22 protein-coding genes are annotated in these 22,153 nt (G+C 67.4%); 8 read left to right on the plus strand and 14 right to left on the minus strand.

Annotated elements, in window-relative coordinates; genetic code table 11:
* Positions 1–24: 24 nt before the first annotated feature.
* Together ACXI0D_RS17860 and ACXI0D_RS17865 are read right to left on the minus strand one after the other, a co-directional pair.
* The gene (locus ACXI0D_RS17860) at positions 25–882 is read right to left on the minus strand and encodes a FecR family protein (protein ID WP_101765554.1); all 858 of its coding nucleotides are present in this window, start codon (positions 880–882) and stop codon (positions 25–27) included.
* Positions 879–1,403, minus strand: a complete 525-nt coding sequence (locus tag ACXI0D_RS17865; protein ID WP_014037341.1) for an RNA polymerase sigma factor — start codon at positions 1,401–1,403, stop codon at positions 879–881. Before ACXI0D_RS17865 ends, ACXI0D_RS17860 begins: the two co-directional genes overlap by 4 nt.
* 204 nt (positions 1,404–1,607) lie before the next feature.
* Between ACXI0D_RS17865 and ACXI0D_RS17870 the strand changes: the two genes are divergently transcribed.
* A complete protein-coding gene (locus ACXI0D_RS17870) occupies positions 1,608–1,874 on the plus strand; it encodes a hypothetical protein (protein WP_014037340.1) in 267 nt (88 codons plus the stop codon).
* A gap of 9 nt (positions 1,875–1,883) precedes the next feature.
* A complete protein-coding gene (locus ACXI0D_RS17875; protein ID WP_479642880.1) occupies positions 1,884–3,062 on the plus strand; it encodes a low temperature requirement protein A in 1,179 nt (392 codons plus the stop codon).
* On the opposite strand, the gene ACXI0D_RS17880 is transcribed toward ACXI0D_RS17875, so the two are convergent.
* The 4 genes from ACXI0D_RS17880 to ACXI0D_RS17895 are packed head-to-tail and all read right to left on the minus strand — an operon-like array spanning position 3,059 to position 7,245.
* Positions 3,059–4,510, minus strand: coding sequence for a hypothetical protein (locus ACXI0D_RS17880; protein ID WP_479642881.1), 1,452 nt, complete (start codon positions 4,508–4,510; stop codon positions 3,059–3,061). The two genes, ACXI0D_RS17875 and ACXI0D_RS17880, sit on opposite strands and share 4 nt — an antisense overlap.
* A gap of 16 nt (positions 4,511–4,526) precedes the next feature.
* A complete protein-coding gene (locus ACXI0D_RS17885) occupies positions 4,527–6,014 on the minus strand; it encodes a DUF6384 family protein (protein WP_479642882.1) in 1,488 nt (495 codons plus the stop codon).
* 13 nt (positions 6,015–6,027) lie between these two features.
* Entirely contained in the window at positions 6,028–6,918 is an 891-nt protein-coding gene (locus ACXI0D_RS17890) for a cell surface protein (protein WP_479642883.1), read from the minus strand.
* 3 nt (positions 6,919–6,921) lie between these two features.
* Complete coding sequence (locus ACXI0D_RS17895; protein WP_479642884.1) at positions 6,922–7,245, minus strand: hypothetical protein; 324 nt, start codon at positions 7,243–7,245, stop codon at positions 6,922–6,924.
* Between the two features lie 301 nt (positions 7,246–7,546).
* Between ACXI0D_RS17895 and ACXI0D_RS17900 the strand changes: the two genes are divergently transcribed.
* Positions 7,547–7,981 (plus strand): EamA family transporter, encoded by a 435-nt coding sequence (locus ACXI0D_RS17900; RefSeq protein WP_049445505.1) that lies wholly within the window; start codon positions 7,547–7,549, stop codon positions 7,979–7,981.
* Positions 7,982–8,012: 31 nt separating this feature from the next.
* Positions 8,013–8,405: a DUF3224 domain-containing protein gene (locus ACXI0D_RS17905; RefSeq protein WP_101765549.1), complete on the plus strand. Its 393-nt coding sequence runs from the start codon at positions 8,013–8,015 to the stop codon at positions 8,403–8,405.
* Between the two features lie 18 nt (positions 8,406–8,423).
* Here ACXI0D_RS17905 and ACXI0D_RS17910 read toward each other — a convergent pair whose 3' ends face one another.
* The 7 genes from ACXI0D_RS17910 to pip form a co-directional block, all read right to left on the minus strand.
* Entirely contained in the window at positions 8,424–9,065 is a 642-nt protein-coding gene (locus ACXI0D_RS17910; RefSeq protein ID WP_101765548.1) for a response regulator transcription factor, read from the minus strand.
* The gene (locus tag ACXI0D_RS17915) at positions 9,058–10,113 is read right to left on the minus strand and encodes a sensor histidine kinase (protein ID WP_479642885.1); all 1,056 of its coding nucleotides are present in this window, start codon (positions 10,111–10,113) and stop codon (positions 9,058–9,060) included. Before ACXI0D_RS17915 ends, ACXI0D_RS17910 begins: the two co-directional genes overlap by 8 nt.
* Positions 10,114–10,349: 236 nt before the next feature.
* On the minus strand, positions 10,350–11,087 hold the full coding sequence (locus tag ACXI0D_RS17920; RefSeq protein ID WP_014037331.1) for an MgtC/SapB family protein: 738 nt from the start codon (positions 11,085–11,087) through the stop codon (positions 10,350–10,352).
* A 28-nt stretch (positions 11,088–11,115) separates the two neighbouring features.
* Positions 11,116–13,875, minus strand: a complete 2,760-nt coding sequence (mgtA, locus tag ACXI0D_RS17925; RefSeq protein ID WP_049445011.1) for a magnesium-translocating P-type ATPase — start codon at positions 13,873–13,875, stop codon at positions 11,116–11,118.
* Between the two features lie 63 nt (positions 13,876–13,938).
* Positions 13,939–14,238, minus strand: coding sequence for a hypothetical protein (locus ACXI0D_RS17930; RefSeq protein ID WP_006447714.1), 300 nt, complete (start codon positions 14,236–14,238; stop codon positions 13,939–13,941).
* 292 nt (positions 14,239–14,530) lie between these two features.
* Positions 14,531–14,830, minus strand: a complete 300-nt coding sequence (locus ACXI0D_RS17935; RefSeq protein ID WP_049445012.1) for an EF-hand domain-containing protein — start codon at positions 14,828–14,830, stop codon at positions 14,531–14,533.
* A gap of 284 nt (positions 14,831–15,114) precedes the next feature.
* Entirely contained in the window at positions 15,115–16,062 is a 948-nt protein-coding gene (pip, locus tag ACXI0D_RS17940) for a prolyl aminopeptidase (RefSeq protein WP_119006324.1), read from the minus strand.
* Between the two features lie 114 nt (positions 16,063–16,176).
* Here pip and ACXI0D_RS17945 point away from each other — a divergent pair, with 114 nt between their 5' ends.
* Complete coding sequence (locus tag ACXI0D_RS17945) at positions 16,177–16,842, plus strand: TraX family protein (RefSeq protein ID WP_049445016.1); 666 nt, start codon at positions 16,177–16,179, stop codon at positions 16,840–16,842.
* 463 nt (positions 16,843–17,305) lie between these two features.
* Positions 17,306–17,662: a hypothetical protein gene (locus ACXI0D_RS17950; RefSeq protein WP_049445018.1), complete on the plus strand. Its 357-nt coding sequence runs from the start codon at positions 17,306–17,308 to the stop codon at positions 17,660–17,662.
* 129 nt (positions 17,663–17,791) lie between these two features.
* Here the strand turns inward: ACXI0D_RS17950 and ACXI0D_RS17955 are convergent, their stop codons facing one another.
* Positions 17,792–19,987, minus strand: coding sequence for a TonB-dependent receptor (locus tag ACXI0D_RS17955; protein ID WP_479642886.1), 2,196 nt, complete (start codon positions 19,985–19,987; stop codon positions 17,792–17,794).
* A 239-nt stretch (positions 19,988–20,226) separates the two neighbouring features.
* Between ACXI0D_RS17955 and ACXI0D_RS17960 the strand changes: the two genes are divergently transcribed.
* Both ACXI0D_RS17960 and ACXI0D_RS17965 read left to right on the plus strand, forming a co-directional pair.
* Positions 20,227–20,811, plus strand: a complete 585-nt coding sequence (locus ACXI0D_RS17960; protein ID WP_119006322.1) for a TetR/AcrR family transcriptional regulator — start codon at positions 20,227–20,229, stop codon at positions 20,809–20,811.
* A 77-nt stretch (positions 20,812–20,888) separates the two neighbouring features.
* Positions 20,889–21,977: a DNA glycosylase AlkZ-like family protein gene (locus ACXI0D_RS17965; RefSeq protein ID WP_479642887.1), complete on the plus strand. Its 1,089-nt coding sequence runs from the start codon at positions 20,889–20,891 to the stop codon at positions 21,975–21,977.
* Positions 21,978–22,153: the final 176 nt, after the last annotated feature.

Below are 22,153 nucleotides of genomic sequence, written 5' to 3' on the forward strand. Positions count from 1 at the left end.
CGCAACCCACCCTCGCAACGGCGATCAATCGCGGGCGCGCAGGTGCAGGCTGCCGTCGGCGGCGGTCTGCAGCTGCACCGGCAGGATGTCCGGCAGCAGTGCCACGGCGGTCTCGGCGCGATCGGCATCGAACACGCCCGAGACCAGCAGCGGGCCCAGCGCCGGGTCATCCAGCACGATCGGGCGGTCGTGGTAGCGCTGCAGGATGCGCAGCACCTCCGACAGCGGCAGCCGATCGAACTGCAGCCGCCCGTGGGTCCAGTCGGCCCGGTCCGGGCTGACCGCTTCGGGGGGCGACAGCGATCCTGCCTGGGCCAGCAGGCGCTGGCCCGGCTTCAGCCGTTGCTCGGCCTCGCTGCCGTCGATGCGCACGCCCACCTCGCCGCGCCACAGGGTCACCTCGCTCAGATCACCCTGGCGGTCCACGTCGAACACGGTGCCGTAGTTGCGAACATGCACCGGACCGGCATCGACCTGGAAGCGGCGCCAGGCCGAGTGCTGCACCTCGAAGCGCGCCTGGCCGCGCACCAGCAGCACCTGCCGCGAGCGCAGATGGCGGCGCACCTGCAGGTGGGTACCGGCATCGAGCAGCACCTGGCTGCCGTCGGGCAGGGTGACGTTGCGGCGTTCGCCGACGGCGGTCTGGTAATCGCGTACCTGCCAGGCCGGGTCGGCCGCCAGCAGGGTACCGCCGGCCACCAGCAGCAGCGCCAGCGCGGCCTTGGCGGGGCCAACGCTGCGCCGACGCTGCAGTGCTTCAGGGCTGGGCAGCGGGAAGCGTTGCTTCAAGGCATCGCGGTGCTGCTCCAGCATCTGCTCGGTGCAGGTGGAGGTGGAGGTGGATGGCGGTGGCGGTTCGGAAGGGGCGGGCGTGCGGCTCATTGCAGCCCCGCGTGCAGGCGGCAGTCGGCCATCGCCAGGCGCAGGTGGCGCTCCACCGCCTTCAGGCCGATGCCCATGCGCTGCGCGACCTCCGCCTGTGGCAGCTCGTGGATCTTGTGCAGGATGAAAACCTGCTGGCGCCGGCAGGGCATCCGCTCGATGGTGACGCTCAAGTGCTCAAGCGCGTGCATGCCCTGCGCCTGTTGCTCGGGCCCGGGGCGCGGGCAGGCGCCCTCGGGCAGTTCGGCGCGCGGCTCGACCCAGTGCCGGCGCAGGTCTTCTGCGCGGCAGCGGTCCACCGCCGCGTCGTGGGCGATCCGGCGCAGCAGCGCGATCGGTTGCCGTGCGTCATGCACCGGCGGTCGCTCCAGCAGGCGTACGCAGACGTCGTGGACCACTTCGCGGGCCAGCCCGGGCGAGCGGAAGCGGCGACGCAGGTAATCCACCAGTTCCTCGTAGTGGCGCACCAGCGAAGACACCAGCGGCAGCGCAGGCGGGTGGGGTGAAGGCAGCTGGGACATCCGGACCGGCAGCAAGGACGAAGGGCGGGCGCAGGGCGGGCATCCCTGCGCGATGACGCAATACTAATGGGAACCGTTCGCGTTTGCTATGCGGAGCCGGCGACGCCGATTGTTCGTGGCGGCTGGAAAGTGAAACCACGATCATCGGCTGGAGCGCAGAATCGGCCCGGGCTAGCCTGCCTGGGGATTCAAGGAGATTGACGGATGCATGTGATTCTGGTGATCACCGCAGGCGTGCTGCTGCTGGGGGTGTTCCTGTTGTTCGGCCATCTCTGGAGCGTGGGCACCTCGCAGCTGCCCACGGCGCTGATCGCATTCATCGCCACCTGGCTGCTGGTGGCCGTGGCCAACATGTGGGTGGGGGTCAGCAAGGCCGGTTATGCAGTGCGCGAGGAGCTGCCGATCCTGCTGCTGGTATTCGCCGTGCCGGCGCTGCTGGCCGGTTTCCTGTACTGGCGCCTGGCGCGCTGAAGGAGTTCCATGAGTACCCGACCGCGCCTACCCGCGCTGCGCCACCGCGATGGCCATCATGCCCGCGTGACCTACGAAGAACTGTTCTTCGACCTGGTCTACGTGTTCGCGGTCACCCAGCTCAGCCACCATCTGCTGCACCACCTGGACCTGGCCGGCGTGCTGCAGACGCTGGTGCTGTGGTTCGCGGTCTGGCTCGGCTGGCAGTACGCCTGCTGGGTCAGCAACTGGTTCGACCCTCAGGCGCCGCGCATCCGTGGCCTGTTGTTCGCGACCATGCTACTGGCGTTGTTGATGTCCTCGTCCATTCCCGAGGCATTCGCCGACCGCGCATGGATGTTCGCCGGGGCCTACGCCACGATGCAGGTGGGGCGAACCGCGTTCGTGCTGCTGGAGGTCGGCCGCAACCATCCGTTGGCGCCGAATTTCCGCCGCATGCTGGCCTGGGTCAGCGTCGCGGCCTGCTTCTGGCTGGCCGGCGCAGCGGCCGAGGGCAACCTGCGGCTGGCACTGTGGGCGGTGGCAGTGGCCTGCGAGTACATCTCGCCGATGTTCGGCTTCGCGTTCCCGGGCATGGGGCGTTCGCACACCCGCGACTGGACCATCGAGGGCGGTCACCTGGCCGAACGTTGCCAGCTGTTCGTCATCGTCGCGCTGGGCGAGACGTTGCTGGCCACCGGTGGCGTGCTCAGCGACGTCGAGCACTGGAGCCTGCAGGTGGTATCCGCAGTGCTTGCCACCTTCGCTGGCACGATTGCCATGTGGTGGCTGTACTTCGGCATCTCCAGTGGCGATGCCACCGAGGCCATCACCCACGCCGAAGACCCCGGACGGATGGGCGCCAACTTCCATTACGTGCATGCACTGCTGATCGCCGGCATCATCGCCACGGCAGTGGGCAACGATCTGGTCATGGACCACCCGGGGGCGGCCGTCACCACGGTGTACGCCACCGTGATGGTGGCGGGACCGCTGATCTATCTGCTGGGCAGCGCCCTTTACAAGCGCGTGGTCTATGGGCACGCGCCGCGCTCGCATCTGCTGGGCGCCGCCGCGCTGCTGGTGCTGGGCCTGGCGTTGCCATGGATGCACCTGCTGGCCGCCGGATGGCTGACCAGCCTGGTGCTGCTGGGCGTTGGACTGCTGGACACGCGGCTGAAGCGGCGCACCCGGCAGGTGCAGGGCTAGAACCCGCCGCCGGTCTTGAAGCCACCACCACCGCTGATGCCGCCGCCGCTGTGGAAGCTGCTGCCGCTGGAACTGGAGCTTGAACTCGAGCTCGAGCTGGAGCCGGAGCCGGAGCCGGAGCCGGAGCCGGAGCTGGAACGAGAGCTTGAACTGCTGGATCCACCCGCAAGCAGGTCGAACAGGCTGCCAGAGGAGCGGGTGGTGCTTCGGCTGCTGGTGGTGCTGAAGAAGGATGCGGCGACGGTGGCCGGGGCGGCGGCCCGGTAGCGCGGTGCCTCGTACGCCTGGCGCTCGATATCCGCAGCGGCCTGGTAGCTCCTGCGCGCAGCCTGCAGGCTGTCCAGGCGCTTCTTCAGTACGGCCATTTCGCGGGTGTGCTCGCCCACCATGCCATCGATCTCGCCCAGGCGCAGGCGACTGCGATGGATGCGTTCGAGCACGGCATCGTCCTCGCCGGAGGCGGTGGCGGCGACGCGCCGGTACAGGTCGTCCATGCTCTTGGCCGACAGCGTGCGCGCCAGCGCGGTGAGCAGGGCGCCGCCTTCGGCATCGGTCCAACTGCGGAAACCATCGATCTGTGCCTGCTTGGCATCCACGGTCTGCCGATGCAGCTGCTCGGCCAACAGCGCCTGCGCCACTGCGCTCTGTGCCGTCTGCAACTGCTGGCGCAGCGGGTCGCCGCCGGCGTTGGCGAGGGCGGCGTCGCGGGCCTGCTGCACTGGCTGGCGGGCCGCCTCGACGTCGGCACGGGCCCGTCCGGCATGTTCCTGCAGGTAGGGTGGAAGCTCGACCAGCGTGGCGTACTCGCGACGGGCACGGTCGAAACCGCACAGCTCGGCCAGCCAGCCATCGACGGTGCGCACCAGCGGCCAGCCGCGGTAGGCCGTGCTGCCGAAGCTGCGACGGTGCAGGTACATGAAGATCGGGTCGGCCTGATAGGCGCCGGCCTTGGCGTCATGCTCCGACTGCGCAGAGGCGGCCATGCGTTCCACTGTGTCGGCGCGCGCCTCGGCCAGCTGCAGGTCGTCCTGCAGCATCCTGTAGGTGGGTTCCGCTTCCAGCGTGGTGTCCACCTGGTCCTGCAGGGCCTGCCACCGTCCGCCAGCGGCGTCGCGCGCGGTAACGGCCTCCTGCGACCGCTGCTGCAGCGACTGCTCGATGTCCAGCAGCGCCTGCAGCTCGTCGGCCAGCACCGCCGCTTTGCGATCACGGCGCTGCAGATCGGCGTTGGACTGCTGCAGCAGGTCCCGGGCCAGCATCGGCGGCGAATCAGTGGCGGCCTCGGCCTGCAGGCGGGCCAGTGCATTGAAGTCGTCGCGGACCCGCCCGTGCAGCGCTTCCTGTTCCTTGATCAGTTCCCGGCACTGGTCGCCACGCGTGGCCAGTTGTGCCTGCACCTGGCCGATATCGGTTTCGACATCGGCAATCGCGTCGTTCAGATCTCTCATGTCAGTTCCTTACCCTTCACCATTCGGTGATGTAGCCGCCGGTGGTGGGCATGCGGAAACGCGGCGACAGGCTGCCGCGCGGCTTGCTGCCGATCTGGTCGTCTTCGAGGATGCCGTTGTCCTGCTTGTCCGCGGCAACCCGGTTGTAGGTTGCCTCCGGCACGCGCACGGCGAACAGCGAGGTCCATTCGTCCTTGCCGGTTTCCTCGTTGCGGATCAGCAGTTCGGTGGCCTTGCCGGCCTCGTCCAGTGCTTCGGTCACCAGGTAGTAATTGCGGCCACCGTTGGCCTTTTCGTTGTAGCGCCAGACGCCTGTACGCTCATCGTCACGGTTGACGATGCGGTAGACCAGGGTCTGCGACAGCAACGCCACCAGCTGGGCGACCTCGTCCATCGCCGGCCCGGCCTCGGCCAGTGTCTCGACGCGGATCAGCTGGGCGGCCTGGTCCAGCGCACGTTCCAGCCGTTTGCGGTCCTCGCCAGCAACGCCCGTGGCCAGGCCGTCGGCCTTGAGCTGGGCCAGCCGTTCGTTGAGCGCGGCCAGTTTGTCGGCACTGCCGATCAGGTCCTTCAGGGTGGTCACCGCCTGGCCGGCCGCGGCCATGTCTCCGGCGCGAAGTGCGACGTCGCCGCCGGTGTAGGCGCGTGCCCGTACCTTCTCGGCGTCCGGTGTGAGGCGTGCTGCATTTGCGGCCGCATTGGTGGTGTCCAGCAGTTCGCTGGCATCGATGGCCTGGCCGAGGGTGGTCACCCGCTCGGTCAGCGTGGGCAGGGTTTCCCTGGCCTGCGCCAGCAGTTGCGCGGCGGCCAGCCGGTGCTGTTCCACCTGGGCGGCTGCCTGTTCGCCGGTGGCGCTGCCGCCGCTGCTGATACGCGTGAGCTTGTCCTTGCGGATCAGGGTGGGCAGGTCCGCCATGGCGGCGGGTACGCCGGCAAAGCGCCGCTGTGCTTCGGCCAGCGCGGCCTGTGCGCCTTCGGTCAGTGGCTGCAGGCGCTCGCCGCTGGCCGTGGCACGTGGCAGCAGCCCCTGCAGGGCCTGTTCCTGCCCGGCCAGAAGGGCGCGCGCTGCGGCAGCCTCCTGTTGCTGCGCGGCCACCTTGTCGTTCAGCACCTGCACGTTCTTCTGCACGTTGCTCTCATGCACGAACGCACCGAAGCTGCGCGCCATCACCAGCAGCATGCCGAGCACCAGCAGCAGGAAGGCCGCCAGCAGCGTCCACTTCAACAGCCGGGCCCGATCGATCCAGCGCCGCGCCAGCCAGGCCTTCCAGCCACGCGGCGCGGCATAGAGGTAGCGCTGCTCACGCTGGGCCTGGATGCCGGCCTCGAGGATCTCGTCGGAGACCTCGATGCCCTGCGAGCGGTACAGCTCAAGCAGGCGCTGCTTCAGCGTCGCCCTGTCATGGCCGCTGTCGGCCAGCGCCTTCATTTCGGCATTGCGGTAGCGCAGCTGGTCGACCACATCCATGGTCAGCAGCGCATCCTGCAGCTCGGCAGGGGCCATCGTCGCACTCACCTCAGCGCGACTCCGGGCTCGGCGGTGCCTGCAGCAGCGCGGCGAAGCGCTCCTTGCCCTGTTCGACATACTCGGCGATCTCGGCCGAATCACGGGTGGCCTGGCCGCGCAGCTGCTCGATCTCCTGCAGCGATGTTTCCTGGAAGCGCACCACCGCATCGACCAGCTTGCGCACCGAATCGACGCCGATGGTGGCGCCGTAGCCTGCCTTCAGGCCCTCGTGCAGTACCTCATCACCGATGTTGGCCACCGCTTCCAGGCCCTTGGAGGTGCCCTCGGTCATCGCATTGAGCGCCTGCGTGGACTCGTGCAGGCCCATCTGCGTGGTGAAGGCCAGGTTCAAGGCGGTGAAGCTGGTTTCATTGGTGGAGAAGAACACCACCGAGCGCTCGTTGACGCGGCGCTTGACCTCGTGCGACTGGTGCACGCGCAGCATGATCGCCTCGGAAGTGGCGTAGTTCACCTGCAGGTTCTCGGCCAGGTCCTTGGCCAGCTGGTAGCGCGATTCCTCGGCCTGGTTGTTGCGCAGGGCTTCATCGCGGGCCATCACCAGGCGGCCGGTGTCGGCGGCATCGGCCGCCGGGTCGGCCGATTCCACGCGCTGCTGCGCCTGCTTCAGCGCCTCGCGCGCATCGGCCAGCACCTGCTCCTGCAGCTTCAACAGCTCATGCGCCTGGATTTCGGCATCCTTGATCGACAGGCGGAAGTCGCCGTACATCTCCAGCACGCGCGATTCGCGCTGCAGCTGCTCGGCCGAATCGCGGCTGACCTCCAGGAACGTACGGCGGATCTTCTCGAACCGGCTCGGGATGTCACCGCGGGTGACCTTCATCCACAGGTTCTGCAGGCGTTCGCCCATGTCGATCTTGCCGTCGCGCACCTGTTCGACCATGGACTACCTCACCTCGGTGAAGGTGCTGGCGTCGTCACGGATGCTGTCGAAGGCGCGGATGATCTCGGTATAGCGGTCGGACACCTTGGCCGAGCTGATTTCATCACGCATCACGGCATTGAAATGGCCGGACTGCTGCAGCACGCGGGCAATGGCCACCACGCGGCCCTGGTCGAGGGTGGACAGCTGCGAGACCAGCGCGATGGCCGGTGCGTTGTTGTCCTGGGGGGCGGCCAGGCCCAGGCTGCGCAGCGTGGCCATGGCGCGGTCGAGGTACTTGATCGGCGCGGTAGCGGCCGGCGTGGCAAGGAGAGTGTTCTCGGGCATTTCGACGGCTCCGGTCAGGACAAGCAATGAGAAACCTGCCGCGCCGAACGGGCAGGTTGCTGCGAAATGAAGGGGAAGGGGAGCGGCAGCCGAGTGCTGCACGGCAGGGCGGCCCGGTCGAGGGCGGCTGGCCCGGCAAGGGCGAGGATGATGTCCTGTTCACGCATGGTGCATTCCCTGCAGATCGCCCCCCTGGCGATTCCGTGCCCATTGTAGCGGCGGTGACGGGCAGGTGAAGCCCCACCGATGGCAGGGTGGAGTAGCGTTGGCGCACATGCCGGTGCAGGCAAGCGAGGCCTTCGTGCAGAACCTACCTCAGTGGTTGATCTGGGCTGGACTGTCTGCCGTGTTCGCGGCGCTGACCGCGCTGTTCGCCAAGGTGGGCGTCAAGGGTGTCGACTCGGACCTGGCCATGGCCATCCGCACCCTGGTGGTGGCGGCGGTGATCCTGCCGCTGGTGGTGGTCACCGGCAAATGGTCCAATCCGTTGCTGCTGCCCGGGCGCACCCAGCTGTTCCTGGTGCTTTCCGCGCTGGCCACTGGCGCGTCGTGGCTGTTCTACTTCCGCGCATTGCAGAGCGGCGAGCTGGCCAAGGTGGCGGTGGTGGACAAGTTCAGCGTGGTGCTGGTGATCGTGCTCGCCTATCTGTTGCTGGGCGAACGGCCGAGCCTGCGGGAGTGGAGCGGCATCGGCCTGGTGCTGGCCGGGGTGATCGTGCTGGCAACGAAGAAGTAGCAGCGTTCAACCGATCAGACGGGAGAGCAAGATGCAGGGCGAAGCACACGGTACGTTTGAAGTGGATCTGCGGCCGATCGGTGGCAACGACGGCCCGATCGCGGTGATGTCGATCAACAAGACCTTCGCCGGCGACCTGCGGGGCAGCAGCGTCGGCCAGATGCTGGCCTTCCGCACGCCGGTGCAGGGCTCGGCCGGCTACGTGGCGATTGAGCGCGTGACGGCCACGCTGGCCGGGCGCGAGGGTGCATTCACCCTGCAGCACAACGGCGTGATGACCCGCGGTGTTCCGGAGCTGAGCGTGATCGTGGTGCCCGATTCCGGCAGCGAAGGGCTGCTCGGCCTGACCGGCACTTTGGAGATCACCATCAGCGACGGTCGCCACGACTACCGGCTGCAGTACACGCTGCCTGACCCGGAGTAGGACTGGCCGGCGTTGCACTCAACTGCTGCCGGCCTGTAAGCGGTCATACATCCGCACCAAGTCGACCAGGGTGCGTGCGCCCATCTTGCGCATCACCTGCGCGCGGCGCACCTTCACGGTGATCTCGCTGACGCCCAGGTCGCCGGCGATCTGCTTGTTGAGACGGCCGCGCACCACGCCATCGACCACTTCGCGCTCGCCGGCATTGAGCGTGTTCCAGCGCTGCTGCAGGGCATCGAGTGCCTCGCCGTCGCGACGGCGCTGGCGGTCGATCTCGATGCCCTTGTGGATCGCATCCAGCAGCTCCTGGTCTCGGAACGGCTTGGTCAGGAACTCGATGGCACCGTCCTTGATCGCGTTGACGCCCATCGCGATGTCGCCGTGGCCGGTGATGAACACCACCGGCAGCTGCAGGCCGTGGCTGCCCATCGTGCGATGGAATTCGAGGCCACTCTGGCCGGGCATGCGCACGTCCAGCACCAGGCAGGCCGGTGCGTCTTCCAGTTCGTGTTCGAGGAACGCCTGGGTGGAGGCGAAGGCCCGTACCTGCAGGCCCATCGAGGCCAGCAGGTCTTCCAGCGCGGCGCGCACCGACGGATCGTCGTCGATCACGTAGACGATGGGGGCCGGGTCGGCAATAGGTGCAGCGGGCTTACGCATGGGGAGAATCCGTGGCGATGGGCAGGTCGAACACGAAGCAGGCACCGCCGCCTGCCGGTCGTTCGGCGCGGATCTGGCCGTCGTTGGCCTCGATCATCGAACGGCTCAGGCTGAGCCCAAGGCCCAGTCCGTGTGACTTGGTGGTCCAGAACGCATCGAACACCCGCTCGGGATGGTCGGCGGGCAGGCCGACGCCGCGGTCACGCACACTGAGGCTGACCCGTTGGCCGTCACGCCGGGTCAGCAGCGACAGGCGCCGGTCGGCGGCGGGCACAGCTTCCATCGCGTCCACCGCGTTGAGGATCAGGTTGCCGATCACCTGCTGCACCTGCACGCGATCGGCCTGCACCGGCGGCAGGTCGGCGTCCAGCAGCAGCGCCACGGCCACGCCGTGCTGGTCCAGCTCGCTGCGCGACAATGCCAGCATTTCTTCCACCGCCTGGTTCAGATCGAAGGCGCGTCGTTCCGGTGCCGCGCCCTGGGTCAGGCCGCGGATACGAGCGATCACGTCACCGGCGCGATGCGCATCGGCCAGGATGCGGGCCACGGTCTGCCGTGCCTTGTCCACGCTTGGTGGGTCCTGCGCCAGCCAGCGCTGGCAGGCTTCGGCGCTGCTGGCGATGGCCGCCAGCGGCTGGTTCACTTCATGGGCGATGGAGGTGGTCAGCTCGCCCACTGTGGAGGCGCGCGCCACCCGCAGCAGGCGGCCCTGCGCTTCCTGCACGGCGGCCTTGGCCGCTTCCATGTTCAGGGCAAGGTAGGTGGTGATGCCGATCACCAGCATGCCGATCACCGAGTTGACCAGGCCGATGCGGTAGGTGCCGAAGCGGGTCAGGAAGAAGCTCAGCCCGGTCAGCGCGATGCAGGCGATGGCCAGGGTGATCAGCCCGCGTGCGCTCAGCACGCGCGATGCGGCGAGGATGACCGCTGCGTAGAAGCAGGCGGCGGCGACCGCGTAGTCGGTGACGGTGTCGATCAGGAAGATCGCCGCCATCACGACGATCAGGGCCAGCAGCACCAGGGGGCGACGGGGCGACAGCGATGGCATCGGGACGGCTCCCTGGCGTGGGGGGAAAGGATAGCAAAGCCGCCTTTGGTGGATGCCGACCGGTAGTGCCGGCCGCTGGCCGGCAGCTGCAGGACTTCCCCGGAGATCATGAGGTTGCCAGCCAGCGGCCGGCATAACCGGGGTCTGTGCCGACCAAGGTCGGCACCCACCAAGGCGGTGCACGGTGTTGCCGGCGTCCATGAGGTTGCCGGCCAGCGGCCGGCACTACCGAGCCGCTATTCCTCAAGGCTGGCGTTCCAGAACCCCTGCAACACCCCGGGCGTGGTCGCCAGCGTTGCCAGCACCGCGTCAAGCTCACCGGCATCGACGGTGGTGGCATACAACACCGCTTCAATCTCCACGTCGCGCTCGCCGAACGGGCGCTGGTCCACCGCGCGTACCGGGTAGTGCGCCTGTTCCAGCAGCAGCAACAGCTGGTCCAGTACCTCGGCCTGCTGCTCGCGCTGGCAGACCACGTTGATCGCGTAGGTCGCCTCGCTGAACGCCTCCGGCAGCGGCTGCCGCTGGATGCGGTTCACCACCGGCCGCAGCAGGGTGTTGGCGGCCAGCACGAATACCGCCGCCATCACCGCCTCCGGCAGCAGCTTGATGCCCGCGCAGGCACCGACCGCCGCCGAGCCCCACAAGGTGGCGGCGGTGTTCAGGCCGGACACCTGCGCACCGTCCTTCATGATCGCGCCAGCGCCGAGGAAGCCGACGCCGGAGATCACATAGGCCACCACATGCAGCGGCGAGGGCGGGCCGCCATACAGGTCATGGAAGCGCACGGCCAGGTCGACGAACACCGCCGCACCCACTGCTACCAGCGTATTGGTACGCAGGCCGGCGGTGCGTTGGCGCAGCTGCCGTTCCAGGCCGATGGCCGTGCCCAGCACGAATGCCACCGACAGGCTGATCAGCGAGCTCAGGGTTGCGCCGGCGTTGAACGCCGGCAGGTTTGGATTGATGTCCATTGTGTTTCTCCCTGGACAAGGCGGGCGCTTATTGCCAGCCGTAGCGACGGATGTAGAACTTCTTCAGTGCGGTGGTCAGCACCGCGTAGCCGAACAGGATCGCCACCAGGAACGGCCAGTAGCCGGTCGGCAGGGCCTGCAGCTTGAAGTAGCCAGCCAGCGGGCTCATCGGCAGGGCCACGCCGATGGCCATGATCAGGCCGGTCATCACCAGCAGCGGCGGTGCGGCGATGCTCTGCAGGAACGGCACCTTCGGCGTACGGATCATGTGCACGATCAGGGTCTGGGTCAGCAGGCCCACCACGAACCAGCCGGACTGGAACAGACCCTGGTCGGCCGGCGTGCGTGCATCGAACACGTACCACATCAGGGCGAAGCAGGTCAGGTCGAAGATCGAGCTGATCGGCCCGAAGAACACCATGAAGCGGCCGATGTCCGCCGGGTTCCACTTCAGCGGCTTGCGCACCAGTTCCTCGTCCACGTTGTCGAACGGAATGGCGATCTGCGAGATGTCATACAGCAGGTTCTGCACCAGCAGCTGCAGCGGCAGCATCGGCAGAAACGGCAGGAAGGCCGAGGCCACCAGCACCGAGAACACGTTGCCGAAGTTGGAGCTGGCGGTCATGCGGATGTACTTCAGCATGTTGTTGAACGTGCGCCGGCCCTGGATGACGCCTTCCTCCAGCACCATCAGGTTCTTTTCCAGCAGGATGATGTCGGCGGCCTCCTTGGCGATGTCCACCGCGCTGTCCACGCTGATGCCGATGTCGGCCGCGCGCAGCGCCGGTGCATCGTTGATGCCGTCGCCGAGGAAGCCGACCACCTTGCCCTGTGCGCGCAGCTCGCGCACCAGCCGCTCCTTGTGCAGCGGCGTCAGCCGGGCGAACACGCGGTGGTGGTGCAGCGCCCGCGACAGCGCGCCGTCATCCATGCGCTCGATCTGCGGGCCGGTCAGGATGGTGTCCGCGTCCAGCCCCACCTGCGCGCAGATGCGGGCGGTCACCAGCTCGTTGTCGCCGGTGAAGACCTTCACTTCCACGCCATGCGCGGCCAGCGCCTGCAGCGCCTGCGCAGCCGACTCCTTCGGCGGGTCCAGGAAGGCCACGTAGCCGACCAGGGTCAACCCGCATTCGTCGGCCTGCGAGTAGGCGGTCTGGCTGGCCGCCGTCTCCTTCATCGCCACCGCCACCACGCGCAGGCCCTGTTCGTTCAGTTCCTCGGTGGTCTGCCGCACCCGCGCCAGGCGGCGCTCGTCCAGCGGCATGTCCTGGCCGTTCTCACGCACGGTGCTGCACACCGCCAGCATCTCTTCCACGGCGCCCTTGCAGATCAGCTCATGGTGATCCTCGCGCTCGGACACCACCACCGACATGCGGCGGCGCTCGAAGTCGAACGGGATCTCATCCACCTTGTGGTAGTCCTGCGACAGCCGCAGCGAACTCTGCAGCTCGACATGCTCCAGCACTGCGCGGTCAAGCAGATTGATCAGGCCGGTCTGGAAGTGGCTGTTGAGGTAGGCGAACTTCAGCACATCCTCCGAATCGTGACCGAACACATCGGTATGCCGCTCCAGCGCGATCTTGTCCTGGGTGAGGGTGCCGGTCTTGTCGGTGCACAGCACTTCCATGGCGCCGAAGTTCTGGATCGCATCCAGGCGCTTGACGATCACCTTGCGCCGCGACAGCAGCACCGCGCCCTTGGCCAGGGTGGAGGTGACGATCATCGGCAGCATTTCCGGGGTCAGGCCTACCGCCACGGACAGTGCAAACAGGAACGCCTCGGTCCAGTCGCCCTTGGTCCAGCCGTTGATCAGCAGCACGAACGGCACCATCACCAGCGCGAAGCGGATCAGCAGCCAGCTGACGCTGTTGACGCCGGCCTGGAACGCGGTGGGCGCGCGGTCGGTGGCAGTGCTGCGCTGGGCCAGGGTGCCGAAGTAGGTGCGGTTGCCGGTGGCCAGCACCACGGCGGTCGCGGTGCCGGACACCACGTTGGTGCCCATGAACAGCAGGTTGTGCTGCTCCAGCAGGCCGGCCAGGCCATCGCCGGGGTGCGCGAACTTCTCCACCGGCAGCGACTCGCCGGTCATCGCCGCCTGCGCCACGAACAGATCCTTGGCGGTCAGCACGCGGCAATCGGCCGGAATCATGTCGCCGGCCGACAGCACGATGTGGTCACCGGGCACCAGCTCGCGGATCGGCAGGTCCAGCAGGCGGGCCGGGCGACGGCTGTGCAGGTGCGCACCGAAGTACTGGTCGGCCACATCGGCGGCTTCGGTACCCGGATTGCGGCGCAGCACGCGTGCGGTATTGCCGACCAGTGCCTTCAGCCGCTCGGCGGCACGGTTGGAGCGGCCTTCCTGCACGAAGCGGATCAGCGTGGACAGCAGCACCATCGCGCCGATCACGATCGTGGCCTTGATGTCCTCGGTCAGCCAGGACACCGCCGCCAGTACGGTCAGCAGCAGGTTGAACGGGTTGCGGTAGCACTGCCACAGGTGCCGCCACCACGGCAGCGGCTTTTCGTGATCGACCTCGTTGGGGCCGAGCGTGGCCAGCCGCTCCTCGGCCTCATGCGGGCTGAGGCCATCGGCATGCGATTCCAGCGTGGCCAGCAGCTGGGCTTCATCCTGCTGGGCAAGGGTGACCAGGCCGGTGGTGAGCGCGAACGGCGCGGCCTCGGCGCTGCCCGGGCCGAAGCCGGCTTCGGGCATCGCGCGGCGGCGGAACAGGTTGCCTGCGCGACGGCTGCGCAGGAAGGCGTTGAACCAGGCGTTGAGCAGGCTCATGGGACTCTCCTCGAATGTCAGAGCCGGCCGGGGCCGGAACACGAACGGAACGGATGGAACAGGTCAGGCGTGGCGCATCGCCAGCACCGCGGGCGACCACGGCTGCATGTGCAGGCGCTGGCTGCCACCGATACACAGCGGCTTCATCGCATCGCGCAGCGGGTAGGGCAGGTGGCGCAGCACGTTGATGCGCTCGCTGATCGGCAGCAGCGACAGCGCGTCGGCCACCACGCGTGGCGAGCCGAGCGACAGCGAACGGGCGAACATGACCGGGCCGTGCTGCAGCAGCTGGCTGCGCAGGGCGGCAACATCGCGCTCACCGATCAGGCGGCGCAGGGTGATGTAGAGGATCTTGTAGGACATGGGGGCGATCTCCAGGCAGGCGGCACCTGGCGATCCCCCGTCACTCAGGCAGGCAGGGACCGGCGGGCAGGCGCCAGGAACAGGCAACAAGCGGGCATCCGGGGCGCGGTGCGCCCGGCAGGGTCGGGGTCCATCTGCGTCTCCATGAGGGGAGGGGCCGGCCAGGGTTGCCCTGGCCAGTGGCGCTATTGTCCGCCCCTGAATGGGGCAGTCCTAGAGGCTCGTGGGTTAGCCCGGCTATACCTTGGTATAGCCGGGCACGCGTCACGCCGATCAGGGGCGCATCACGGGATCAATGCGCGGTGCTGGTCTGCTTGCACACGTCGTACTCGCCGCGGGTCAGCTTCTGGTCGCGGTCGGTATCGCAGGCGTGCAGGCGCTCGGCCCAGTCGGGTGCCACGGCATCCACTTCGGCCAGGGTGACGATGCCGTCCTTGTCCTTGTCGAGCGATTCATAGGCAGGGATGAGCTTCACTTCGGTTACGTCCTCGGCCGCGGTAGCCTTGCTGGCCTCCTGCGTTTTGGAACAACCGCCCAGCAGCAGGCCCGCGCAAAGGGCGAGGGCGACGGGGAGATAGCGAACACCGGTCATGGCAGGCTCCAGAAGTAGGGAGGTAGGCCAGGGTTGTCCGTGGCCACGGCCGGATCATCGGCGCCTGCTTGTAAGCGAGCTGCGAAGAATCCGCCTGCCTGGCCGGTGGCGGTGGGCGGCCATTCACCGGGCTGCCGTGATCGACGGCGCAGAGGCGGCTGGGTAGAGTCGACTATCGCGCGCAGCGCGGGGTTTTCGGCTTCCCGCCGAGAGCAGTCGACTGACAGTCGACTCTACCTACAAGCCCCGGGATGCCGGCCAGCGGCCGGCACTACCCCTTGTCTTCAGAAACGGTCGGCGAACGCATCCGTGGCGCGTACCAGCGCATCCACCGTCGCCGGCTCGTTCGCGCTGTGGCCCGAGGTCACCATCTCCAGCTTTGCCTCCGGCCAGGCCTTGGCCAGGTCCCAGGCGCTGCGCGGCGGGCAGATGATGTCGTAGCGGCCCTGCACGATCACGCCGGGCAGGTGGCGGATGCGGTCGATGTCGCGCAGCAGCTGGTCCGGTTCCAGGAAGATGCCGTTGCGGAAGTAGTGCGCTTCGATGCGGGCCTTGGCCAGCGTATCCAGCGGGTCATCGGTGGACACCGCATCCACGTCGTGCTGCAGGGTGGCGGCGTTGTCTTCCCAGCCCAGCCAGGCCTGCGCGGCTTCGATGCGGGTCGCTTCATCCGGGCCATCCATGCGCTTCCAGTAGGCCGCAATCATGTCGCCACGTTCGGCTTCCGGGATATAGGCCTCATAGCGGTCCCAGCGCTCCGGGAAGATCCAGCGCGCACCACCATCGGCCTCGGCAAACCAGCGGTTCTCCATTTCGCGGCCAAGGAACACGCCACGCACGATCAGGCCCGTGGCGCGCTCGGGATGCGCCTGCGCGTAGGCCAGCGACAGGGTTGAACCCCAGGAGCCGCCATAGACCAGCCAGCGTTCGATGCCCAGGTGCTCGCGCACCTTCTCGATGTCGGCCACCAGGTCCTGCGTGGTGTTGTCGCGCAGTTCGCCGAACGGCGTGGAGCGGCCGCTGCCGCGCTGGTCGATCAGCACGATGCGGTAGCGCGCCGGGTCGAAGAAGCGGCGGTGGGTGGGCAAGATGCCGGCGCCGGGGCCACCATGCAGGTACACCACCGGGATGCCCTCGGGCGTGCCGCACTCTTCGATATGCAGGGTGTGCAGATCGCTCACCGGCAGGGTGAACTCGCGGTAGGGTTCGATGGCGGGGTACAGGGTGCGCATGGCGGGCGTCTCACAAGCAGGGGCGGCCAGCATAGCGCCGCCGCCTGCGGCTTGCAGCGGCCGGCTCCTGCGCGGCGCTGGAAATGGGCTGGCCGATGCGCATAAGCTTCCGCGATGCAAGCGACCACGACCGGGACGTCCACCTTCAACCTCACCCTCGGCAGCGGCGCACGCGAGCTGCTGAAGTGGATCGCACTGCTGACCATGACCGGTGATCACGTGGCCAAGGTGGTCTTCGGTGGCTACGTGCCGGTGGTCAGCGAACTTGGGCGCATTGCCTTCCCGCTGTTCGCGCTGGTGATGGCTTGCAACTTGGCCCAGCCCGGGGCCGACCCGCGTAAATCGATACGCCGGCTCGCGCTATGGGGGCTGATCGCGCAGCCATTGCACGCACTCGCGTTCGGTTCCTGGCTGCCGCTCAACATCCTGTTGACCTTCGCTCTGGCCGCGGTGGCCGTGCATGCGTTGGCGAACAATCGGCCGGTGCAGCTGTTGCTGGCCGCAGGTCTGCTGCCGATGCTGGTGGACTATCAGTGGGCCGGTGTGGGCAGCGTACTGCTGGCCTGGATCGCGTTCCGGCATCGGGCCTGGTGGTTGTTGCTGGCCGCGCTTGCAGCGGTGTGCTGGGCCAACCACAACGGCTGGGCGTTGCTGGCCATTCCGATAGTGCTGCTGGCGGCGCGGATGACGTGGCAACTGCCGCGCTGGCGCTGGGTGTTCTACGGGTACTACGTGGGGCATCTGGCGGTGCTGGCGTTGATTGCCCATCTGCTTGCGTAATGTCGGAACTGGCATCTCGCATGTCTCGAATGCCGGATGCAGTCAAGGAATGCGCGGTGCCAATGCGGGTGGGGAATGCCGCAGATGGTATGGCGCAAGTTGTTGAATCTTCGGATCGATTGACGATATGCGACAATGCCATCGCTGCGTAAACGTCGCTGTCTTTGCACGTGGGTTGTTGGCGCCTGCCATCCCGTTGTGCACATGATGGGGTGCCACCGAATAAGGGTGGCCGGGGCCTGGAAACCCCGTTGAGTAAGTGCTGTTTACGCTTGCCAGCCGGCGTCGCCTTGCGCGGCGTCGGCTGGCATTCCGTTCGCGTTCCATGGCGGGCGGTGCGTGGAGGTGGGCGCAAGCCCACCGCCCGGGTATAGCACTGACTCACGGGATTTCCAGCCACGTACCGTCCGCCGCCTTGATTGTTAAGGGCGGTGGTCCCGCATGCCTTGCAAGGAGACCTGCCATGAACGCATCGGAGTTCCCTCATCAGCACGCCCCGGCCAATGCCGATGAAGGGCACGACATCGCGACTGATCCCAACAGCCTGATGGCCCTGCTGCATCGCATCGGGTTGGGCGCGGCCGCCGACGGCCAGCCCTGGCCCGAGCGCCATCAGCTGCCGGGCCGCTGCCTGGCGTTGGCCGACGCCGACGGTGCGCTGGCCGGGCTGCGTATCGTGCAGGAAATCCTGCTGGCGGCCGAACGCGCCCGCCAGAATGGCGGCCCGGATCAGTACGTGGGCGATCGGGTGATGGAGGGGTTGAAGCTGGCGGCATTGGCGTTGACCAATCAGGCGATTTATCGCCTACACCCGGAATAGAACTACGCCACGCCCAGCGGCATTCGGGTTCTCTGTAGAGTCGAGCCATGCTCGACTCCTCGGGGAAATCGGAGTCGAGCATGGCTCGACTCTACAGGTGAGGCATGTCTGGCGCGGAGGCCGCCCGGCTCAGAAATCCATCGTGGCCGACAACAACACCGTCCTCGGCGCACCCAATGCGAGGCTCGACAACAACGGCATGCCCCAGTACGCCTTGTTGGTCACGTTGTTCACGCTGGCGCGCAGCGCAAGCGGCCGCCCGGCCATCGTGGTGTTGTAGCGCGCACCCACATCAAACAACGTACGCCCCGGCACCGACAGGCGATTGTCGGCACTGATGTACTGCTTTGACATCGCGGTGGCATTGCCGGTCAGGGTCAAGCCCTCCAGCGCCGGCACATCCCATTCCACACCCAGCTTCGCCTGCCGCTGCGCAACGGCAGTAGCAATACGGCCTTCATTCACGCCACCGGCGGTGCGGGTCAGCTTCGGTTGCACGTAGGCCAAACCGCCGAGCAGGCGCACGCCATCCAGTGGCGAGCCGAAGAAGCCCCATTCCACGCCACGGTTACGCTGCTCGCCACCGAACGAGAAGATATTCGTGACCGGATCGGTGTAACTGCTCGGGCGCTTGATCTCGTACACGCTGAAGGTATGCGCGAACCTGCCCAGGTCCAGCTTCAGGCCCAGCTCCTTCTGCTTGGTACGGAACGGTGCGAACACATCGCCGGCATTGGCGGCGGTCATCGGCGCGGTGGTGCCCTGGCTGAGGCCTTCGATGTAATTGGTGTAGACCGAGATCGTGTCGGTGGCCTTCACCAGCAGGGCCGCTGCCGGGGTGGTGGCGCTCTCGTCATAGCGCGAGGTGCTCGCACCGCTGGCCACGTTGAAGGTCTCGCTGACCACCTGCTGGCGGCGCACGCCCAGCGTCAGCTGCACGCGGTCATCGGCGAAGGACAACGTGTCGGCGAAGCCGATGCTGTCCAGCCGCAACTCGGTGTGCGAGATATGCGGTGCAACGAACGGCGCGGCAGGGCCCCACACCGGGTTGTACAGGTTGGTGGTCCAGTCCCAGCCCGGCACGCTGCGGCGGCCGTAGTCGTTCTGGGTGTGCTGGTAGTGGGTCACGTTGGCGGCCCATTGATGGCCGACGCTGCCGGTACGGAAGCTGCCGCGCAGCCCGGCATCACCGGATTGCTTCGTGATGTCGAACGCCAGCTCGCCCATCACCGTAGTGAAATCACCGGCCGGGTTGAGGACCTGCGCACTGATCGAGCCGTTGTAGCGGTAGTCGGTCTTGCTGGTGCCATAGGCCAGGTAGGCCATCAGGTGTTCGTTGATGTCCAGCTCAGCACGCAGCATCGCGCCCTTGTCCTGGCTGTCCACGTAGGCCCAGTCCGGGTTGATCAGGGTGTCGCCACGCGGTGGCCGCGGAATCGCCACGCCCGGTGCCAGGCCGACACCACGGGCGGGGCCATCGACGCGGTCGTCGGCGCTGTACAGATCAGCGGAGAGGCGGGCGCGCTCGCCGCGCCAGTCCAGCGCCAGCGAACCCAGTTGCACCTTCTTGCTCTGCTTGCCGACCGCACCGTCGCCATCACGGTACGCGCCGTTGAAGCGAATGCCGAACTGCTGGTCGGCGCCCAGGCGACGACCCACATCCACATGGGTGCCGAACTGCGCATCGGAGGCGAAGTTGGCGCTGACCCGCAGCAATGGCTGGTCACCCGCACGCTTGGGTACCAGGTTGATGCTGCCACCGACCGAGCCGCCCGGTGGCATGCCGTTGAGCAGTGCGGACGGGCCCTTCAAGACCTCGATGCGCTCGAACATTTCCGGCGAGGTGCGGTAGTACGGCGCCATGCCGCTGAGGCCATTGAAGGTGGTGTCGCTGGTGTTGGAGGCGAATCCGCGGATCGCGTAGTTTTCGCTCCAGGAACCGGTGACGCCGTTGCTGAACACCGTGGGGTCGGTGGCGGCGATGACGTCGGTGAGGTCCTTGGCCTGGCGGTCGCGGATGAAGGCTTCGGTGTAGCTGACCGTACTGAACGGCGTATCCATGAAGTCTTTGTCGCCGAGCAGGCCAACCCGGCCACCCGAGGCCACCTGGCCGCCGGCGTAGTCGCCGGTCACCCGGCGCTGTTCCTGCACCTGCACCGAGGGCAGGGTGGACGGCGCGGAGTCGGCCAGCGCAGCGAACGAGGCCAGCAGCCCCAGCGCCAGAGCCGAAACCCGATAACGCCGAGCCATCGGCGGATGCATCTGCACGCGGCTCGCGGCGGCCGCTGCGGGCTGCAGCGGAGAGGAAAAGTGGTACACGGTCATGCCAGGTTCCTGTGAATCGCAGGTGCGAACGCGCCTGGCGCGCTGCCGACGGCAAGCACGGGGGAGGGCGCAGCGCAGGGTTGTCGGCTGGGTGGGGACCTGGCGGGAAGTGAGCCATGGGCTCGATTGCGGACGGCGGCGGGGTTGCGAACCAGGCGCATTCCGAATTAGTTGATTAAATTAAACTAAACCATATGAAGCGGACAAGAGGGTCCCTTTGCTGGCACCCTCGCTACGGTATGAACACGCACCCTGAAACCCCGGCGTCGGCCCGTGGCCGTCCGCCCACCATCACCCCCGATCGCCTGGCCGACATCGGCATCAAGCTGGGCCTGCCGAACCTGACCATGGCCAACGTGGCCGCCGAACTGGCGGTGACCCAGGCCGCGCTCTACAAGCGCGTGGCCAACCTGGAGGCCTTGAAGCGGCTGGTGGCCGATACGGTGTTCCAGCGCTGGCAGATTCCGCGCGCCTCGGCCGATGCGCCGGGTGGGCTGCAGGCGTACCTGCTGGGGTTCGTCGATTCGCTGTGCGAGGTGGTGAAAGCGCACCCCGGGCTGCCGCCGTACCTGCTGCGCCGTTCGGTGGCGACCACGCCGATGCTGGACAAGATCGCCTCGCACCAGGCCCATGTGGCCGATGTGTTCGGCCTGCCGCTGGACAAGGCACGCTGGCTGCTGGCCACGATCGCGTTCTACTGCATTGCCGGTGCGGATACGGTCTACGGGATTGCCGACGACGAAGAGGGCCAGGTGATCACCGAGTTCAAGCAGGGCATGCGTGCGCTGGTGATCGGTTCGCTGGAGGTGTTGGAACTTCGGTAGATCCACGCCATGCGTGGATGCCGTTGCACGGTTCGCCACGGCGCCATCCACGCGTGGCGTGGATCTACAATGCGGCCATGCCTGCCACGCCCACCCTCGATGATCTGCGCCGCCATGCGGTGGCGCGCACGCTGTTCAAGCCCACCACGCTGCTGACTGCGATCCAGCGCCTGGGCTTCGTGCAGGCCGACCCGATCCGCGCACCGGCACGCGCGCAGGACCTGACCCTGCGCCACCGGGTAAAGGACTACCGCGCCGGTGACCTGGAGCGGCGCTATACGCGCCTGCCGGTGGAAGAGGATTGCCTGGTGAACTACGGCTTCCTGCCGCGCGAGCATCTGGCGTTGATGCATCCGCGCGTGTCCAGGCGCGCATGGGATGCCGAGACCCAGCGCCGAGCGGAGGACGTGCTGGCCTTCGTGCGCGAGCGCGGAAGCGTGCACCCGCGTGAGGTTGAACAGGCGTTCGCGCATGGGCGGGTGACCAACTACTGGGGCGGCACCAGCAATGCCAGCACGCACCTGCTGGACGGCATGCATTACCGCGGCCTGCTGCGCGTGCAGCGGCGCGACAGCGGCACCCGCATCTACGCGGTGGCCGACCACGCGGAGGCGGATGCCAGCGAACAGGCGCAGATCGAACGCGCCGCCGCCTTGATCGATCTGGTGGTGCGCAAGTACGCGCCACTGCCATCGGCCAGCCTGACCTACCTGGTGCGCCTGCTGGGCTACGGCGCACCGCATCTGGCCGAGCAGACCCGGCAGGCCTTGAAGCTGGCCAAGCAACAGCTGGCCAGCTGCACGCTGGACGGCACCACCTGGTACTGGCCGGCGGACGAGAACCCGCGCTCGCGCCGGTATGCACCGGACGAACAGGTGCGCCTGCTGGCGCCGTTCGACCCGGTGGTGTGGGACCGCCGACGTTTCGAGCTGCTGTGGGGCTGGATCTACAAGTTCGAGGCCTACACGCCTGCGCCGAAGCGCCAGTACGGCTACTACGCGTTGCCGGTGCTGTGGCACGACCAGGTGGTGGGCTGGGCCAATCTCAGCGTACGCGACGGTGAACTGGCGTCCAGCGTGGGCTATGCCGGCAAGTCACTGGCCCGCGACAAGGTGTTTCGTGGCGCGCTTGAAGACGAACTGCAGCGCATGGCGGAGTTCCTGTAGCGCCGAGCCATGCTCGGCTGTTCGAGGCAACGTTCATCGCGCCCGGTAGTCGCCAACCTTGGTTGGCGGCCTTGATGCATCGGCGCCCACCAAGGTGGGCATCTACCGGTCAAGTGGCGTCCTTGCGCTCAGCATCTTCGATGCAGGGGCTGACGCGGCGGCCGATGTCCGTCCGC

The organism is Stenotrophomonas sp. C9D9 (genome assembly GCF_056491205.1).

Coding starts and splice junctions, on each gene's coding strand:
- ACXI0D_RS17955 (WP_479642886.1), bottom strand. CDS start 19,987: ATGACCGTGTACCACTTTTCCTCTCCGCTGCAGCCCGCAGCGGCCGCC.
- ACXI0D_RS17890 (WP_479642883.1), bottom strand. CDS start 6,918: ATGGTCGAACAGGTGCGCGACGGCAAGATCGACATGGGCGAACGCCTG.
- ACXI0D_RS17860 (WP_101765554.1), bottom strand. CDS start 882: ATGAGCCGCACGCCCGCCCCTTCCGAACCGCCACCGCCATCCACCTCC.
- ACXI0D_RS17945 (WP_049445016.1), top strand. CDS start 16,177: ATGCAAGCGACCACGACCGGGACGTCCACCTTCAACCTCACCCTCGGC.
- ACXI0D_RS17895 (WP_479642884.1), bottom strand. CDS start 7,245: ATGCCCGAGAACACTCTCCTTGCCACGCCGGCCGCTACCGCGCCGATC.
- ACXI0D_RS17885 (WP_479642882.1), bottom strand. CDS start 6,014: ATGGCCCCTGCCGAGCTGCAGGATGCGCTGCTGACCATGGATGTGGTC.
- ACXI0D_RS17910 (WP_101765548.1), bottom strand. CDS start 9,065: ATGCGTAAGCCCGCTGCACCTATTGCCGACCCGGCCCCCATCGTCTAC.
- ACXI0D_RS17960 (WP_119006322.1), top strand. CDS start 20,227: ATGAACACGCACCCTGAAACCCCGGCGTCGGCCCGTGGCCGTCCGCCC.
- ACXI0D_RS17880 (WP_479642881.1), bottom strand. CDS start 4,510: ATGAGAGATCTGAACGACGCGATTGCCGATGTCGAAACCGATATCGGC.
- ACXI0D_RS17905 (WP_101765549.1), top strand. CDS start 8,013: ATGCAGGGCGAAGCACACGGTACGTTTGAAGTGGATCTGCGGCCGATC.
- ACXI0D_RS17920 (WP_014037331.1), bottom strand. CDS start 11,087: ATGGACATCAATCCAAACCTGCCGGCGTTCAACGCCGGCGCAACCCTG.
- ACXI0D_RS17935 (WP_049445012.1), bottom strand. CDS start 14,830: ATGACCGGTGTTCGCTATCTCCCCGTCGCCCTCGCCCTTTGCGCGGGC.
- ACXI0D_RS17870 (WP_014037340.1), top strand. CDS start 1,608: ATGCATGTGATTCTGGTGATCACCGCAGGCGTGCTGCTGCTGGGGGTG.
- ACXI0D_RS17865 (WP_014037341.1), bottom strand. CDS start 1,403: ATGTCCCAGCTGCCTTCACCCCACCCGCCTGCGCTGCCGCTGGTGTCT.
- ACXI0D_RS17950 (WP_049445018.1), top strand. CDS start 17,306: ATGAACGCATCGGAGTTCCCTCATCAGCACGCCCCGGCCAATGCCGAT.
- ACXI0D_RS17965 (WP_479642887.1), top strand. CDS start 20,889: ATGCCTGCCACGCCCACCCTCGATGATCTGCGCCGCCATGCGGTGGCG.
- ACXI0D_RS17915 (WP_479642885.1), bottom strand. CDS start 10,113: ATGCCATCGCTGTCGCCCCGTCGCCCCCTGGTGCTGCTGGCCCTGATC.
- ACXI0D_RS17875 (WP_479642880.1), top strand. CDS start 1,884: ATGAGTACCCGACCGCGCCTACCCGCGCTGCGCCACCGCGATGGCCAT.
- mgtA (WP_049445011.1), bottom strand. CDS start 13,875: ATGAGCCTGCTCAACGCCTGGTTCAACGCCTTCCTGCGCAGCCGTCGC.
- ACXI0D_RS17930 (WP_006447714.1), bottom strand. CDS start 14,238: ATGTCCTACAAGATCCTCTACATCACCCTGCGCCGCCTGATCGGTGAG.
- pip (WP_119006324.1), bottom strand. CDS start 16,062: ATGCGCACCCTGTACCCCGCCATCGAACCCTACCGCGAGTTCACCCTG.